We start from the raw sequence: 17,330 nt of genomic DNA, 5'->3' as shown, positions 1-17,330 counted from the left end.
AATTGAGCGGATCACGAGGTGGTTTCCTGATGAATGCTTGATGAGTAAACAAACAGGTTTATCAGAACAAGCTAGATTGGCGAGAAGTTGGCTTATTTGGGGAGAGAAAAAGCTTGAAGGGAAAAAATTTGGCAATGTCGCATATTTGCTACATTGCCAACTGTGTATTTAACCGCGCTGCTCTAACAAAGTAACAACACTTTGCTTGAGTTGTTTTCGACTAAGGCATATTCCGCCTAGAGCAATTGTCATCACAATCGCAACTGCTTCGAGGAATAACATCAAGTCGTTAGGTCGATATGCAAGGCCAAACCCCTGCTGATAAATTTGACCAATGAACAGATAAACTGAAGCCAATGCACATGCCACAGGTATCACAGTTAATATTGCCCACTCTGTGATCAGCATATTTCGCCCTTGCTTTTCTGTTAGGCCAAAACTTAACAGCAAGCCGTTTTTCAGTTTGTCTCGCTGCAAGTGTGTTTGTATAGAAGCCACCACAAGCAAATTGCTCATTATTGCAATGAATACCCCATAGGCTAACGTTAAGTACATAAATGTCTGCACGGTATTGCGTACTCTTGAGATCAATTCTTCGACCCGTAACATACGAATACTAGGGTGCGCTTGCCAGATCTCTCCTAAGTTGTCCAACCCAGATTGGGGTAAATCAACGCTGCCCATATATAAAGTTGGCTCACTCGCTACGGGCACACTATCCTGATGAACCACAAACCAAAACGTGATCATGTCCGAGCCAGAGCAATAGTGATGTACTGAAGCAATATTAAACTGTTGACTTTGTGAGCCTACCTGCAAGGTCAGCACATCTCCTAGTGCAAGGCTCAACTCGTCGAATACCTCCTGCTCCATTGAAATTGAAGGTAAGCCTTGTTCACCCAATGGCTGCCACTGCCCACTGACAACGCTGATATTGTCAGGCTGACTTATTTGCCAATGTAAATTGATATCCCGTTCAAGACGCGTTTTGGAGTCACTGGATGGCGCGTCGATTTGTGCCAGCAATACATCATTCACATGGGTGACTCTCGCACTTTGAAATGCTTTAAATTGCTTAACTTCACCGCCATGTTGTTTGGCAAATTGAGAAATTGCTTGTTTTTGAGTGGAAGTAGCTTGCGTGACAAAGACATTACCTTGATCTTCAAACAGGGCACGATCTAGCACTCGATTTACATCTTGACCAACTCTCAGACACAATAATAAAAGCGTTGCGCTGAGCCCCAGAGCCAAAATTTGGATAATTTTCACACTCATCCGCTGCTTCATTAAAAGCAATACAAATGCAAACACGCCACCTCGATCAACCAAGCTGCGATTCGCAAGGCTCAATATTCCCCAAGTTAATGCAAGTAATAAAACTAGACAGACTCCAAGCCCTGACAATAACAGCCCAGTCAAAACCCAATTGTCAGTATTAAGCAAGACTACAGCCAACAGTGACAGTAAAGGACACAAGCCGCTAACAATAAATGTAACAGCGCCATCTTCTCGTTTTTCCAATAGGTCTCGCACAGTGCTTTTAAGTAATTTAATCCAGTTAGGAATTGTCAGAAGACAGTAGAGTAATACACTCATTAGCAATGCATGACCTATTCCAGTCACTCCCCACATTAGCTCAAAAGTCTCGAATACATTTTGCTGGATTAACTGCTCAATGAAAGTCGCACCAACCATTGCGATTAACAGGGCTGGTATAAAACTTAGCAACAAAATGCTGACCATTAATACCACCACTAGCAGAGGTACTTGCTGGCGTTTCACGCCATTGGCCAACATGACCGCCAACACCCCTTGTACTGGCTCTATATGACTTCTTTGGCTCAACCACAGACACAAACAAGTCAACAACACAATAATAAAGCTGATCAGACCCATGAAGTTTTGTACCCTCTGCCATGCATGTGCCATTGGATAGTTGTTTAGCAGTTTGCTGGTAACCTTTAAGTCTGCGCTAGCGGTTTGCAGTTGCTTGAGATGACTTAATTTAAAATCACCATGGTGATTGACTAAGATCTGACGATCTTCTGGCTGCATGTTAAGTGCGACCAAGCTCAGCTGGGACACCAATGCGCGCCTATCGCTACTATATCCTTGAATGATCCTGTCTGGTTCATTTAGTAAAAGCGCGCTCACAACCAAGGTTTCACTTCCCAAACGGATCTCATCACCAATGCGAACATCAAGGGCTCGTGCTAGGTGCGGCTCTAACCAGATCTCTCCGACTTTAGGCCCTTTAGAAACCTGCGATGTAGTTAGTTGTTCATTGGTTGAGATAGTCACCTGTCCAGTCAATGGATAAGCGTTATCAACCGCTTTTAATTTCGCATGGCTATAAGCACTGCCTTGGCTTAAGGTCACTTGGTAACTTTGTATAAATGTCTTTGAGCTAGCATGAGTTGTCACCCATTGCGTTTCAGAATCGTGCCAATCTCGAGTGACTGAAAGCTGAGTATCTGCCCCCAACATAGTTTGCAAATTGTGATTAAGATATTTATCTACACCTTGTCCAAGCAAACTTGTCAGACTGAGATACAAAAAGAGTAAAGCCAAGCTGAATAAAGTAACAAGGTGCTTGCCTTGGCGAACTTGCAAAAGAAATATTTTGATAAGCATTATACTAGCGCGGCTCAAGCTAAGTTTGGACTCGCGCTCGGCATCTATGGTTTGCGCGTCAATCATAACTTTAACTCTCCACTTTCTAGATGGTAGATTTTGTCTAACTTTGCTGCCAAATTCAGATCATGAGTAACCACGACCATGGTGGTGCCTGTCGACCTTGCCCCATTTTGCATATGTGAAAAAACCTGCTCAGCAGTATTTTTATCTAAGTTGCCAGTAGGCTCATCCGCAAAAATGATTTGAGGCTCGCTGCAAAGTGCTCGTGCTATCGCTACGCGCTGCTGCTCTCCGCCACTAAGCTTGGTAACCGGCTGATGCGCTTGTGCTTCCATTTGCACGAGTTTTAGTTTCTCAAGAGCCTGTTGCTGCGCACTTTTCTCACCTCGTAATAATAAAGGCAACGCTACGTTTTGCAGCGCATTTAGCTCTGGCAGTAAGTGAAAGTGCTGAAACACAAAGCCCGAAACACTGTTAATTTCAGCAACATCTTCATTCCTTTCTTGATAGCTGATCTCCCCAGTTTGCAGCGTCTCAAGTCCTGCCAGTAAGGAGAGCAATGTTGACTTCCCTGAGCCTGATGCCCCAACGATAGCAATCTGCTCTCCCGCCTCTACAGACATTGAAACCGCTTTTAGCAAGTGTAATGGCTCACCATTTACCAACTTAATGGTGTGATCTAATTGACGTACGTCTAACTTAACACCCATGTCCACTCCTTAAATACATTCGTTTTGATTTTGATAAGTGGAGTTTGCGTAAAGACATGTGAAATGGCTGTGAAATAACCGCGGCTTTTTTTGCAAAAAGGATCAATTCCACAACTTAGCAATTAACTGTCAAGACATTGAACTGACATACGAAAAATAAAATTACCTAACAAAAAGCTTCTATAAAAACCAAATACAAATAAATAATTTCATATAGTAATAATTATTTATCGTTACCTCTTGTTACAAATCATTATTTGATTTATTTTCTCTACTTGGAGAGTCAAGATATTGAGTTGTAAGCTCATAAAAAAATAGCTGCAATAAATTAAATGTGAATGGACATACCACATTTAACTCTCTTAAACACAATTAAAATAAAATTAAGGAACCAAAAATGGAATGGTACATATCCGTCTTAAAGAGTTACGTGGTATTTAATGGAAGAGCGAGAAGAAAAGAGTATTGGATGTTTGTTTTATTCAATTTAATTTTTTCTGTTGTAATCGCCGTTTTAGATGGCGTGCTTGGCACATCATTTCTAAGTCTTATTTATGCTTTAGCAGTACTTATTCCTAGCGTAGCAGTCTCCATCCGCAGATTACATGACACTGGTCGCTCGGGCTGGTGGGTTCTAATAAGCCTATTGCCACTGATAGGTGCAATTGTGTTACTTATTTTTGCAGTACAAGAAGGCGATCAAGATAGCAACGATTACGGCCCCAACCCAAAAGGTGTTGACCAAGCCTTAGCCTAAAGTTATGCCGCGCCGTTTGCTATTAATATGCAATTGGCGCAGCCAAAATCGCACCGTAAATAATTTTAACCCATTATAAAGCAGCGTTTCCCAACTCCTGCCATTAAAATTGCATTAAACTCCATATAATCTTTTTTTGCCCTCATAAAAAATAAAATATTGTAAAAACAAGGATTTTCAGTGCTTTCTTGTTATTATGTTGCTCATAAAAACTTGCGCAGTACCGCTGCGTAAAGAGTGTCACCTGAGGTTTGGAGTAATACTTGTGTCCTATGATGTAACTTTTCATTGTATTTCAAAAAAAGAAATTCAGAGATATGTTTTTGATATTTTAGAACACCCGGGAATGTTGCAATCTAGAGCAGCAGAAGTGAGTTCAGATAGCGAAGTTCAAGAGCAGTTTCTTGAATTATTTAATGAGTTTATTATTCCTTGGTATATGAATGAATCGACCCCGTCCGGTGACCCGATAACGGCCGAAAATTTTGCGGCTTATTTCTCATTTGCTATTGCCAGTGTCGCAGGTTTTCTGCATCCATATTGGTATGCTCGAAATTCAGCTATCTGCTTCTTGGCCGAAAAAATTCCTTCTATACACACGCTTTTCCAAAGCTTTTCTGCTCTTGAAAACTCTCCGCTCGCTAAGTTTGATACCGATACATCCATACTAATGTCCGGTAATTACAGTGCAAGTGGAGTATTACAAAATGTCGGTACTTTTAAAGGATGGGTTCTGGAAAATCAAAACAATATTGCGGAGCTTATCGATGAAGACGGTTTAGACTCATTGTTGAGAGCACTGAATTATTGTATCGACAACGGTTTATATCTTATTGAGGCAACAGAAATAGTTGTTCCAATATCTGGAGAGTGTCAATCAAACTATGGTAATTTGAGAGCACATTTTTTAAAGAATATAGATTCGCCAGCAGTGCCCAGAACAACTCGCTCAGATGAGCATTCCACGAACAGTTGCAAAAAATGTGGCAGTGCCATTGGTTTCATCGATGTATTTAAGGCTGGTTTACCCACAATGATTACATGTGGTAAATGTGGAAGTTATGCAAAATTCAATATCAATCCGTATATTGATTACCCTATTCTCATTTGTCTACTTATTGCTTTCGCAGCCATCACTTTTGTCAGCGGAGACTATTTAATCACCAACCAAGTGTTGCCATTCAAAGAAAAATATATCTTCGCTGGCACAGGCATCACTTTTGCGGTCATTTTTGAGATATTGTTTGGCGTTTGGCTATTGAAGTTCAAAAAAGTTATTGGGTAAACATCACTCATACAACTGGAAATTTTTTACTAAACACAAACAGGCTAAGGCAAGTGGGGTTTCTCTTATCGCAAACCCCATTGTTTCACCTTGACTGAAAAACAAACGCCACCATGTAAAGATTCTATCGGCACATAGTGCGTGGTATAATCTGCCTTTATTTCAAAATAGATGATACTTGTTTTGTCTCAGCCTCTTTTTTCTAGTTTGTCACTTTCAAACGCCCTATTAGATAACCTAACCTCTCTTGGCTATACGGCCATGACGGAAATTCAAGCTCAAACACTGCCTAAAATCTTGGCGGGTAAAGATCTTATCGGACAAGGAAAAACAGGCTCAGGTAAAACTGCTGCGTTTTCACTTGGTTTACTGCATAACCTCAACGTAAAACGTTTTCGTGTACAAGCGCTCGTTGTATGTCCTACTCGAGAGCTGGCAGATCAAGTTGCTGTCGAAATTCGTAAACTCGCCAGAGCTATCCATAACATTAAAGTTCTCGCTTTATGCGGTGGTGCTCCGATGGGCCCTCAAATAGGTTCATTGGAACATGGTGCCCATATCGTTGTTGGCACTCCAGGTAGAATTGAAGAACATTTACGCAAAGGCAGACTATCTCTGGACGAAGTAAACACTTTCGTATTGGATGAAGCTGATAGAATGCTCGAAATGGGTTTCGAAGATGCCATTAAATGCATCCTAGATCACTGCCCAGCTAAACGACAAAACCTGCTATTTAGTGCGACCTACCCGCCACGAATAGAGCAGCTAGCAAAGCATATTATGCAAAACGCTGAAAAGGTCACCGTTGAAGCAACCCATGATCACAGCTCAATTGAGCAATACTTTTACGAAGTACAAGATAACGATGCGAGACTGGCTGCTGCGCAAAAGTTATTACTGCAATTTCAACCAAGCTCCGCGGTCATTTTTTGTAATACTAAGGCTGAATGCCAATCTGTTTGTGACAACCTCAAACAAATCGGATTTGACAGTGCCGCCCTTCACGGTGATCTAGAACAAAAAGACCGAGATCGCACCCTGGTGCGATTTGCAAACAAAAGCCTGACTATCTTGGTTGCCACAGATGTCGCCGCCCGTGGTATTGACGTCGATCATGTTGACATGGTGCTTAACTATCATATAGCACACGATCCAGAAGTGCATGTCCACCGAGTCGGTCGCACTGGGCGTGCAGGAAATACAGGAGTGGCATGCTCTTTAATGAGTTACAAAGAGTCCCACAAAGTTAACGCTTTGGAAGATTACTTGGAGCAAACCATTGATCCGATTAACCTACCGAGTGACGATGTGTTTAGCAATCAAATTGCACGAGCTCCTATGGTTACGTTGCAGATTGACGGTGGGAAAAAAGCCAAATTAAGACCAGGCGATATCTTAGGTGCTTTGACTGCAGACAAATCAATACAAGGCACTCAAATCGGTAAAATTAAAGTTACAGCGATCACCTCGTATGTCGCCATTGAGCGTAAGCTCGCCAATAAAGCCTTGAAGATTATTTCAGAAGGAAAAATGAAAGGTCGTCAATTTAGGGCAAGAAAAGTGACTCAATAACCCTCAGTATTTAAAGTGATACGCCGCGGTGGTATTATCCGGATCGCGTCGTATCCCTATTATTTATAAGTCTTTACGACTCAAACTCGTTTATCTATCAATGATAAAACACGAGGATAAACTGATATTAAATAGGAAATTGAACAAATAAATTATTAAAATCAACCCCTTTTCTTATGCAAGTTTTGCAATTGCAAACCAACTACTCCCAGTCATAAAATAAAAACAAATATGCAGTAGAGAGTTTCATGGTTTTAGATGCCACCATTTTTTTGTTATTTCTAAGTGCCATCGGCGCAGTCAATTCGTTGGTTTTGAGCATTTACTTATTCAGATTAAAACCCCTCAATCTCGTGAATAAGTTATTAGCTGGTGTGGCCTTAATGATTTGTATTCGGATGAGCCAACCTATCTTCTTTTACCTAGACCATAGTAAAGCCTTCTTTCAACTGGGCTTAACAAGCTATTTTTTGGCCGCCCCCTTACTGTTCGCCTACGTAAAACAAACTTTCAAACTGAAAACGTCAAAAAACATTAACTGGAGAATTCATCTACTCCCCCCAACTAGCCTTGCTCTTATTATTGGAATAACTTGGCCATATGATTATTATACCTTGTTATGGAGTGCACATATTTCCACCGCTGTTGGATATATCTGGTTTGGCTATTTATTTGCATCTTTACTAACCATTGCACCGGCAGTAATAAACAAATCTTTGGATATCGTGGTAGATCAAAATGCTCGAGTTGCCATCGTAGTCATATGCAGCACTACAACACTTTGGTTAGCTTATATTTTTAGCACCTACACATCCCTTTTTGTTGGCATAGTATGTTTTTTACTATCTACTTATCTCAGTTTTGAAGCCTTAATATCAAAGAGATTCAATGCAAAAAAGGAAAAATATGCCAGTAAAAAAATACCGCAAGATTTGGCGGCCCCTATATTATCGCGGCTAGAAAAATTGATGAACGAAGACGAATTGTATAAATGCCCGAACCTTAGTTTGTCTCAGGTTGCAAATCGATTAAATATTTCTGTTCCACATCTCTCGCAAGTTTTAAATGATAACTTGGGCGTGTCTTTCACATCCTATATTAATCAGTATCGAGTAACACTGGCAAAACAGCTTTTATGTAAAGATACAAACATAAGTTTAAAACAAGTATCTGAATTATGTGGCTATAATAACCAGTCAACATTTTATATAGCATTTAAAAAGTTTTCTGATACCACTCCGGCTAAATATCGAAAGAAAGCCAAACAATCAAGTCCTACCAAGTAAATATGACTCAGGCTGTATAAACTCATGATTAAAATCAGACACCGACAATGAGCATTTTACCTTGTGCCATCCCCTCTCGTTCACAACAAAGATCAATACGGCTATCTAGCGGATAGTTGTAGAGCATTTCAAGTTTAGGATGAAGGCTATTGACACATTTACAACTCCTCACAAACAAACTCATTTTGCTTTGATTATCTAAAAATGCGTAGGCTGTTTTTGCTAACGCCTCTTTACACGCATTCATAATCGGCTCGTTTATTTGATTCAAATGAATCGCTTTTTGCGCTTCCCCCTCAGGGATCACTTCAACACTACTGGCCAGAACACACGTGGCATATACATCAAGCACACAGATCACGCGCACTTTCTGGCTGCCTCGCTCAGCATATACGACCATAACGCAAGGTAATTTACTTTCATCCAAAGACTGAGAACGAATGGGTTTTAGTGTTAATGACGCATTGATATTTTTTTGCATCAATCGCTCTAAGAAATCCGTTTTAGGTAAAGCAAGCCCTTCTCGAAGCGGAACTTCTTGTTCTACCATTAGCTCTCGGACTTCAAGTTCCTGCACTATTGGCAGCAAAATTCCGCGCAGTTCACTGTCAGCAAAAGGTTTAGATAGGAAAAATGTACAGCCCATCGACTTGGCATGGTTAATTTGCTCTTCCTCATCAACGGTCGATACCATGCCCACAGGCAATTCAGGGTACGTTGCCCTAACTTCCTTAAGTAACTCAATACCCGACTTATCTGGCATATGCCAATCGGTTAAAATAATATGAGGTTGCCACAACTCTATGCGTTCAAGTGCATCATCAACACTATTTTCGCAAGAAATAAATAATTTCCGATACGTAAACTGCTGAAGTGCGCGCCTGATAATTTCGCATGTCGCATGGCTATCATCAACTATCAGAACTTTCACATTCACCTCAAATTTAAATTTTCCTATTCAGTATAGGCAGAATTTCACAGTAAAACTAAACTTATCTTATTGATAATCAATGAAGCGATGAATAGCTGCTATGTTGCCGATAGAAGTTTACCAATACATTGCCTTAAATTTTGGTCTGCTAATTTTAGCGGCATGGTTTTATGTTTTGTTATTGATTTTAAGGGAGTTTAGACAATTTGCAGCAGTATTTATGAACGCCAACTCAAATAACTCCGGATCTGATGAGGTGGTCGCACTATGCAAAGATTCAGTGGAGCGCGCCACGCAGTTCAATCAACAACATGAACAAACCATTTCTGAGCTTTTACACGTACAAGCAAATCTAGAGCAGCAGCTTGCACAAATTCGCGCCTCCACCGCAGATCATATAACCAAAGAAGAGCAAGCTTCTATCAATGAGCTCAATAAAAAGCTCTCACGTTCCCACAAACTGATCAAGCGCCTTAAAGGTGACTTAACCATCAGTGGTAAAAAACTAAAATACGCTAAAACAAAATTGGAAGATCAATCCCAATCAGTGGGCAGCTTGAAGCAAGAGAACAGCAATTTACACAAAGAAATCGCTCAATTGAAAACAGATATGAAATCGGTTCAAGTCAGTGGAGAATCGCCAAATGAACTTGAGATCCAAGCGCTAGTGCAACAGTATGAGCGCCAAATTGCCGAACAGAACCAACTTATTGACCAACTTTCCGTCGATTTACCAGAGCAAAGCGACGGGGTTGACGCCAAGGCCATTGAGGCTGAACTACAACAAGCCAAACAAAAAATTAAACACCTGACTAAGGAAAATAAATTCATCGAAAGTCGTTATCTAGAAGCGGTTAAGAAAGCCGACAATATGAACAACTAAGCATAGTGTTGAACCCAAAAAATAAATAATAGGCAAGCCTGCACTTGCCTAAACTTAGTTATGGTAACATCAAGTACGATTGATGATTACCTCTATATAGAGATCGCATCACCTGACATTACTTTTAATAAGAAAGGTGTGAAGCCCATGATCCCAACCAACATCAATAGTGTCAGCACACATAAACAACCAGCAGCCAACCATTTTACCTTTTGACTTTGCGTCTCACTGGCAAAGAAATATAATTCAGCCATCGCTAATGGAACAATAAAGCAACCAAAAGTCCACATTGGGAAAAACGGGTCGCCAAACGCGGGAGCAAGACCCATGGTTGTGCCAGTTATTAAATAGCTAAAGACACCTATTCTTAAGATCCACTGCGCATTTGATACCAAAAATAAACGAATTGCCCACTTTTTATGATTTCGAATATCTTTTCTAATCGCCGTTTTAGCGCAAAAATAAGTAAAAGTGAGGATCAATATACCATTGATACTGGTGCCAATTCCGTCAAGCGTGATCGGGTGTTGATCTCGGATCCATACCAAATAGAACCCAGATATCGATAAAGCAAACACGGTTAACAAATATAGATATCCATTTATTTTGTGAAATTTAGGAAAGTAGCGACGCATTTGCGGCATCAATTGCAATGCCCCACCAAACGCCACAACCCCAGCCCCAATTGCGTGTGCTGCAAAAGCTGCGTTACCGGCAAAATCTCCTGCTTTGTAAGGCGTTTTACCAAACACTTCCCAGACGTTCCAAATCTCCATATTGTTGTTGATGACTGAAAACCCATAGAACGCGATAATGTAGTAAAAGAAAAACCATTGGCCCGCCAACACAGCCAGAAACCAAAAGGTCGTTGAGTATTTTAACCATTTACTAGCCCATTTTGAGCTTGCTTTATTACCTTGCGCTATCGGCGATTGCGACGCACCGTGCGACATATTTAATGATGTGTTTTCCATTGTGTTTGCCCTCATAACGTTGGAATTGAGGGCTATTTTGCAGTGGTTAAGGTACGAGTGCGCCCGAATGGGCCGATTGATACGTTTTTGTAGAAAAACAACAAACTTATAAAATTATAAGCTTTAAAAACAAATAGATAAAAATCTAAAAATAGAGAGTTATACGATGACTATACTCAATTAAAACTTTTTAACCGCCAAAATTAATCACCAAAAGCCTTAAAAAGTACAACAAGATTGGAATCACAAGTGACGTTTTGTAATTAGGGCAAGGCACGAAATTGACTAATGGAAACGGAGCCAATCAAGTCTCGCCAATAAGTATGCATTATTTTCCAAACACCTTGTTTGCCGTGCTACAAGAGGTGCTTAGATTTTCGGGAAAAGATGTTTAGTTAGTAACTACTTCAGATAACTTGGGCTAATTTAACAAGAAACAATAAAGCGCAGTGTTGAGATACCATATCAAGATTCAATAACCGGCCTGCTAAAGCCGAAGCTCCTATGTAAGGAGACAGCTTCGCGCTGCGCTGTAAAGTGCATATTCATAGCACACGGCCGCGCTTAAGAGTCATACTCAGATAACTGAACTATCTTAATTTTCAATTGTTCATAAAAAAGGAGCCGTAGCTCCTTTTTCATTGTTTATCGCGCCCGTTTGTTACTCAGCACACTGACCAACAGCGCCGGTAAAAATGTCAGGCTGAGCAACATCGAGAACACTATGCCGCACAATACGATAATACCAACACCTCGGTATAGCTCTGTGCCGTCTCCTGGTATAAACACCAAAGGTGCAAGACCAAATAATGTGGTCGCCGTCGACATTAATATCGGCTTAAGTCGCGTTGCAACCGCCTGTTTGACTGCTGCAACAACTTCCATGCCCTGATCTACAATCAACTTTCGTGTTTGGTCTACTATCAAAATAGGGTTATTAACCACAGTCCCCAATAAAATCAGGAAGCCCAACATGGTGATCATATCAAAGGGTTGGTGGAATGGTGTCATTCCAAAGTTTGCCAGCAATACATTAACGCCATTTACGGAAATTAGTCCCAGTAAGCCTCCAGCCATACCCAATGGTACAGTGGCAAGAATAAACAATGGGTAACTCCAATGCGTAAATATCGCCACTAACAATAAGTAACTCAGCACTAAGGCCACAATAAAGTTGCTCGACAACGAGGCTTGTGTCGCTTCCAATTGATCGGCTGCGCCACTGATAGAAACCTTAGTCCCTTGCGCAATTTTTCCCTGTTGCCAAAGTGTCGGTAGTAACTCGGTACGCACAATCTCTTCGGCGGTTTCCAACGCCACATCTCGAGGTGGGATGATATATACAGTCACCGTTCGTTTGCCATCAACACGGCGTAAGCTATCACTGTTTTTACTTTCCACTAAGTCAGCTAATGCACTCAGTGGCAATACATCTCCAGATGGCGTGACAATGGGTGAAGTAGCCAATTGCTCAATGGTTTGTTTTTCTTTTTGATGACTGAAAATAAACATATCTATTTTGTCATCGTTCAAAATAAACTCATCAACATACGCGCCGTCACTCAGTGACGAAATTGTATAACCAAATTCATTTGGACTGATCCCAAGCTCTGCGAGCCTTTGCCATTTGGGTTTAATTTCTATAAGCGGTTGATCTAGGCTAAGTGCCCGAGGATCTGAGTTAATTTGCGGATTTTCAAATGTTACTTGAGCTTGCTCGTATACTGCTTCAGCTGCGCGATACAAATCCGTTAAGTTGCTCCCTGCAATATCTACCGCGACTGCGCGGGTGCCACCATCATTACTTGAAATAATTGAGCCCCTAGCAGAGAAAGCACGCATGTTTTCATAACTTCTAAACTTAGCTGTAATTGCATCCATCATAGCCTGAATATTGTCTGGATCAGTCGGTGCACTTAAGAACCAAATACGGCCTATTGATACTGACATCGAGTAGTAAGCCAGTGGCGGCATATCTGTCTCGCCCTTATCAAATGCCTCACTGGATGCATTAATATGGCCATTAAAGTAAACGCGCAGTTCATCACCTATTTCTTTCATTTCTGACAGGTTATAACTTGGCGGCGCAATCATCATTGAAAACGCTTTAGGTTCTTCGCCTTCTGGTAAATATTCAGCCGCGGGCATTAGGGCGTATGCAGCACCGAGTGTTACTACCACAAAACTTGCAGTGATGGCGGTTGCTCTGGCTTTTGATGCCACACAAAAAGACACCAATGCGAGCCAACGCTTTGAAAGCGTGACTGTTTTCATCTCGTCTTTACGATTAGGCAAATTCGCCAATGTTGTCGGTACAATAAAAATGGCCACCAGCATAGAGGCAATAATTGCGGACGATACGGCTATCGCAATATCGGAGTAGAGCTGACCTGCTTCTTGTTGCACAAATAAGATAGGCGCAAATACTAACACTGTTGTCGCTGTCGAAGCCAAAACCGCAGGCCAAACCTCTTTCACACCTTTAATTGCAGCGTGTAGTTTACTCGTGCCACGTCTATTAGCTTGCACTATGGCTTCAAGCACTACGATGGTATTGTCGACGGTCATACCAATAGCAAAGGCCACACCAGCGAGGGAAATAACATTAATGGTGCGGTCAAAAAGCGTTAAACCAAGAAAAGCTGCAACAGTACAAATTGGTATGCCGATCACACCAACCAATGTGGCACGCCCGGAGCGTAAAAATAAAAACATCACCAAGGTTGCGAGTAACGCACCTAAAGCCAAATTAGTCCATACATTTTTAAGTGAGCTTTCAACATATTGAACATCGTCACTCATTAAGATCAGCTCTAAGCCATTTTGTGCTAGCAACTCTTGATTAATTTGCTCAATCACTGGCAGCATTTGCTGCTTAATATCAATAACATTTGAGCCACTTTCGCGACGTACTGACAGCCTTAAGGTGCGCTCACCATCTGAGTATGAAATACCGCGTAATTCAAAATGGTCTAGCGACACAACGGCAACATCTCGAAGCTTAGTGATCACCCCATCTCGCTCAGCAATAATCAAATCATCAAGCTCATTCAGCTGTTCAAAACGTCCAACCATACGCAATAAATAACGACTTGGGCCGCTTTCAATATCGCCTGCCGATGCGTCTCGATTACGCGAACGGATGGCATTTCTTAAATCAGTTACACTTAACCCACGTTGAGCCAAGCGACTCGGATCAACATTAATTTGTACTTGTCTAGCTGCACCGCCGCCAACACCGACCTCTGACACACCAGGGATACTCTCCATTCGCGGTCTTACGAAATCTTCGGCAAAATCTCTGAGCATATCGACGTCTAAATCAAGCGGGTTCCCGGTTTGTGGTTTTAGTACAAAATGCATAAATGCGTTGGAGGAAAAAGAGCTCGAATACAGCCTTGGCTGATCGACGTTTTCTGGGTAGCTTGGTACTTGACTAAGGGCGTTGTTGACACGGATCAAGGCGTCACTGACATCAACACCAAAAGGAAACTCCAGTTGGATCCGTGCCGATCCCATTTGAGAATAAGACACCATACGTTTGAGGTTTGGCAAACTGCGTAGATATCGCTCTTGCTCAACTAGGATCTCTTTTTCAACATCTTGCGGGGTTGCACCTGGCCAGCCTGTTTGAACCGTTATGGTTCTGACTTCAAGGTCGGGGATCATCTGTACTGGAATTTTTAACGCTGTCACCAGCCCCAAAATACAGATAATCAAAGAGATAACGGCAACTAGGGTACCGCGCTTTACGGCGCTTTCAATCATATCAGCTAGTCCTTATTCACCGTGATCTCACTGCCATTTTTTAACAGTTGAACAGCAGTCATAATAATTGGTGCGCTCAGTACTGTGCTATCTCCTGAAACAACTGAAATAAGTACTTGCTCACCGCGCTGCTCTAGTACTCTAACCGTATGCCGAGTAGCAGAGTTTCCATTGGCAACAAAGACACTCAATGCGCCATCTGGATGATATTTAAGTGCCGACTTTGGCACCCAAACCGCTTGAGTGCCTGTACTGGGCAATTCAAATTGCGCTTGAGCCGACATACCCGCAATAAACGCTTCTTGCTTGGGTACTTCAACGTGAACAACAAAGCTACGAGTTTGCTCATTAATGACCGGTACAACTGCTTGCAGTTTAGCTGCGATTAATTTACTTTGATCGTGATCTGGCTGAATAACTAATTCATTTATCTTGTTGTTTGAAAAAGCATTTATATATTCTTGAGGTACCGCGACTTTGAGTCGTAAATCGCCTGCAGAAACCAGTGTTAAAGTATGCGTCTGCGTTGTAACCCATTCACCTAAATCGACATCACGCTTCATCACAACGCCGTCAAAAGGCGCAAATAGAGTTTGTCTTCTTAGCGTTTCTTTATCCATTGCTAAAGCAGCTTTTGCTTTTGCTAATGCTGCTTTTGACGCAGCGACATCAGCACGGCGCTCTGCAAGTAAAGTCGGTGCCACAAATTGCTTTTTAGACAGTGACTCTACTTCATCAAGTTGGCGTTTAGACTCCAAAAGCGCAACATCAGCGGACTCAACCGAGGCTTCACTTTGCTCCAATCTCAATTTTGCCAATGTCGGATCTAGTTTTAAAAGGGCTTGACCGCGCTTAACTACATCACCTACTTCCACCAACAATTCGTTGACAACGCCGGCTTCTAAGCTTGCAAGTGTGGCATTTTGTTTCGCTTCAACGGTTCCGCTCAAAGTCAGTTTATTTTTATACTGAAGATCCTTGGCTTGAAAAACCGCAACTTCTACTGGCGTGCTCCATGTTGATGTTGACCAACCCGCAATAACGGATAAAGCAACAGCGGATATAAACGCAGGAATACAACGCATTTTTGCACCTCAAATGATAATTGTTTTTAAAGAAGATACTATGAAAGCGTTTTACAAACGCTTAAATTGCGACAAACCCACTAATCTAACAGATGATAATCTCCAATTTATCCAATCATCGGAATATTAGTGCGCCCACTAATATAGCTCCTCGATATGTCAATTTCCGTTTCTAAAAGAAAACAAATGAGTTCTAGAGGTGCAAAATATCGTAAGATGGTTAGCTAATTTCACCTGAAAAATAGCTAACTTGCATTTAAAAACGCGTAGAGAAGTTAGGCGATGACTAAGCCTACCTGATATGGGGTTAAATCAACTTTTGGCTAATTTCTCCCAGCCCATTTTTCAATTTAACATTTGCCAAAGCGCCGTTAACCATGGTTAAGTTAGGCGATTGATGACTGACATCAACATCATACAAGACAGGAATTTCGAGCTCCCCCAGAGATTGCTGTAAAGCGATTAAATCATCGTAGCCATCTCCACGTGCCACTTGAGCTGCATTTCGGCCGATTAAAATGCCCGAAGCATTGTCAAATGCTCCTTTGAGTTTCAAACTTTGAAATGCCCTAAAATACTGTGTCGGTGTTAGCTCCCCATTCTCAAAATAATATATGACAGGATCCTCTCTATTTATTAGTTTTTTATGGGGTAAAAAATATTCAGAGCCATACAACACCATATGCGTATCTATGCACCCACCGATTAAACGGCCTGTAAATTCAACTTCATCATGGTACGCATTATTTAATATTTTCCACTGGCTTGGTTCTGACAGATTAAAAGCAGCTGTCGGCTCTTTACTATAGTCTGCGTGGCGTCGTTCAAAAAATTGCGCAGCTGTTTGCTTGAATTCACCTCCAGTGGGGGTGGCCAAGTGCTCGAACACTCTAGCTGTTAATTCGTCTGTTTGATTTAGCCCCAACTGCATTAAGTTGGTGCAGTGGCAAGTTGCCCAGCCTAGTTTGCAACTAATTGAGGTTAGAACTGTACTGATATCTGAAAATCCCATAAGCCATTTTGGTTTAGCTGTTTCCAATCGTTGCCAATCTAACTTGGGTAATATATCCATCGCAATTTCACCACCCCAAGGAGCCATAATTGCATCGATACTATCGTCGCATAAAAATGCCATAAGCTCCGCTACCCGCGCTTCAAGTGGAGCACTGACATGCAAATTATCTTCTCGCAAGCATTGCCCTTCAAGCACTTCAAACCCACGATTTTTCAGGTCTTGTAAGACGATATTTAACCTCGGGTGGCAAGGTGCAGCAACACCCGACGAAAATGCAGTGACAGCAATTTTGCTGCCTGAAGATAACGGAGATGGATACAACATTTGAATTCCTATTGCTTGTTATTAAAAATGAACACCTAGCTCAAATTAATTAATAAAGCCAACATACTGAGTTTTAAGAATATACGCAACTTGATATTGG

The 17,330-nt window shown here is 41.5% G+C and carries 13 protein-coding genes; 6 read left to right on the top strand and 7 right to left on the bottom strand.

What is annotated here, in order from left to right:
- Window positions 1–40: 40 nt before the first annotated feature.
- On the top strand, window positions 41–172 hold the full coding sequence (locus tag MHN81_RS28050) for a hypothetical protein (protein ID WP_269201318.1): 132 nt from the start codon (window positions 41–43) through the stop codon (window positions 170–172).
- Here MHN81_RS28050 and MHN81_RS05490 read toward each other — a convergent pair.
- Together MHN81_RS05490 and MHN81_RS05485 are read right to left on the bottom strand one after the other, a co-directional pair.
- Window positions 169–2,703 carry an FtsX-like permease family protein gene (locus tag MHN81_RS05490; protein WP_239425212.1) on the bottom strand — a complete coding sequence of 845 codons (2,535 nt, stop codon included), beginning with the start codon at window positions 2,701–2,703 and terminating at the stop codon, window positions 169–171. The genes MHN81_RS28050 and MHN81_RS05490 overlap by 4 nt on opposite strands.
- Window positions 2,700–3,350 (bottom strand): ABC transporter ATP-binding protein, encoded by a 651-nt coding sequence (locus MHN81_RS05485; RefSeq protein ID WP_023398173.1) that lies wholly within the window; start codon window positions 3,348–3,350, stop codon window positions 2,700–2,702. Before MHN81_RS05485 ends, MHN81_RS05490 begins: the two co-directional genes overlap by 4 nt.
- A 397-nt stretch (window positions 3,351–3,747) precedes the next feature.
- Between MHN81_RS05485 and MHN81_RS05480 the strand changes: the two genes are divergently transcribed.
- The 4 genes from MHN81_RS05480 (at window position 3,748) to MHN81_RS05465 (ending at window position 8,250) form a co-directional block, all read left to right on the top strand.
- Window positions 3,748–4,107 (top strand): DUF805 domain-containing protein, encoded by a 360-nt coding sequence (locus tag MHN81_RS05480; RefSeq protein WP_239425211.1) that lies wholly within the window; start codon window positions 3,748–3,750, stop codon window positions 4,105–4,107.
- A 265-nt stretch (window positions 4,108–4,372) separates the two neighbouring features.
- Entirely contained in the window at window positions 4,373–5,392 is a 1,020-nt protein-coding gene (locus MHN81_RS05475; protein ID WP_239425210.1) for a hypothetical protein, read from the top strand.
- Window positions 5,393–5,575: 183 nt separating this feature from the next.
- Window positions 5,576–6,964, top strand: a complete 1,389-nt coding sequence (dbpA, locus tag MHN81_RS05470; RefSeq protein WP_239425209.1) for an ATP-dependent RNA helicase DbpA — start codon at window positions 5,576–5,578, stop codon at window positions 6,962–6,964.
- A gap of 248 nt (window positions 6,965–7,212) precedes the next feature.
- A complete protein-coding gene (locus MHN81_RS05465) occupies window positions 7,213–8,250 on the top strand; it encodes a helix-turn-helix transcriptional regulator (RefSeq protein ID WP_023398177.1) in 1,038 nt (345 codons plus the stop codon).
- A gap of 34 nt (window positions 8,251–8,284) precedes the next feature.
- On the opposite strand, the gene MHN81_RS05460 is transcribed toward MHN81_RS05465, so the two are convergent.
- Window positions 8,285–9,181 (bottom strand): response regulator, encoded by an 897-nt coding sequence (locus MHN81_RS05460; protein WP_239425208.1) that lies wholly within the window; start codon window positions 9,179–9,181, stop codon window positions 8,285–8,287.
- Between the two features lie 220 nt (window positions 9,182–9,401).
- Between MHN81_RS05460 and MHN81_RS05455 the strand changes: the two genes are divergently transcribed.
- Window positions 9,402–10,064, top strand: a complete 663-nt coding sequence (locus tag MHN81_RS05455) for a chromosome partitioning protein ParA (protein WP_155250725.1) — start codon at window positions 9,402–9,404, stop codon at window positions 10,062–10,064.
- A gap of 92 nt (window positions 10,065–10,156) precedes the next feature.
- Here MHN81_RS05455 and MHN81_RS05450 read toward each other — a convergent pair whose 3' ends face one another.
- From MHN81_RS05450 to MHN81_RS05435, 4 genes are all read right to left on the bottom strand, one after another.
- Window positions 10,157–11,038, bottom strand: a complete 882-nt coding sequence (locus MHN81_RS05450) for a DUF2306 domain-containing protein (protein ID WP_239425207.1) — start codon at window positions 11,036–11,038, stop codon at window positions 10,157–10,159.
- Between the two features lie 645 nt (window positions 11,039–11,683).
- Window positions 11,684–14,806, bottom strand: coding sequence for an efflux RND transporter permease subunit (locus tag MHN81_RS05445; RefSeq protein ID WP_239425206.1), 3,123 nt, complete (start codon window positions 14,804–14,806; stop codon window positions 11,684–11,686).
- Between the two features lie 5 nt (window positions 14,807–14,811).
- The gene (locus MHN81_RS05440) at window positions 14,812–15,891 is read right to left on the bottom strand and encodes an efflux RND transporter periplasmic adaptor subunit (RefSeq protein ID WP_239425205.1); all 1,080 of its coding nucleotides are present in this window, start codon (window positions 15,889–15,891) and stop codon (window positions 14,812–14,814) included.
- 307 nt (window positions 15,892–16,198) lie between these two features.
- Window positions 16,199–17,230, bottom strand: coding sequence for a S66 peptidase family protein (locus tag MHN81_RS05435; RefSeq protein ID WP_239425204.1), 1,032 nt, complete (start codon window positions 17,228–17,230; stop codon window positions 16,199–16,201).
- Window positions 17,231–17,330 lie beyond the last annotated feature (100 nt).

It is taken from the genome of Pseudoalteromonas sp. Of7M-16, from assembly GCF_022347805.1.
Taxonomy (GTDB): domain Bacteria; phylum Pseudomonadota; class Gammaproteobacteria; order Enterobacterales; family Alteromonadaceae; genus Pseudoalteromonas; species Pseudoalteromonas luteoviolacea_F.
Note: the sequence above shows the minus strand (reverse complement) of the source record. Positions and strands in the feature narration are given on the sequence as shown.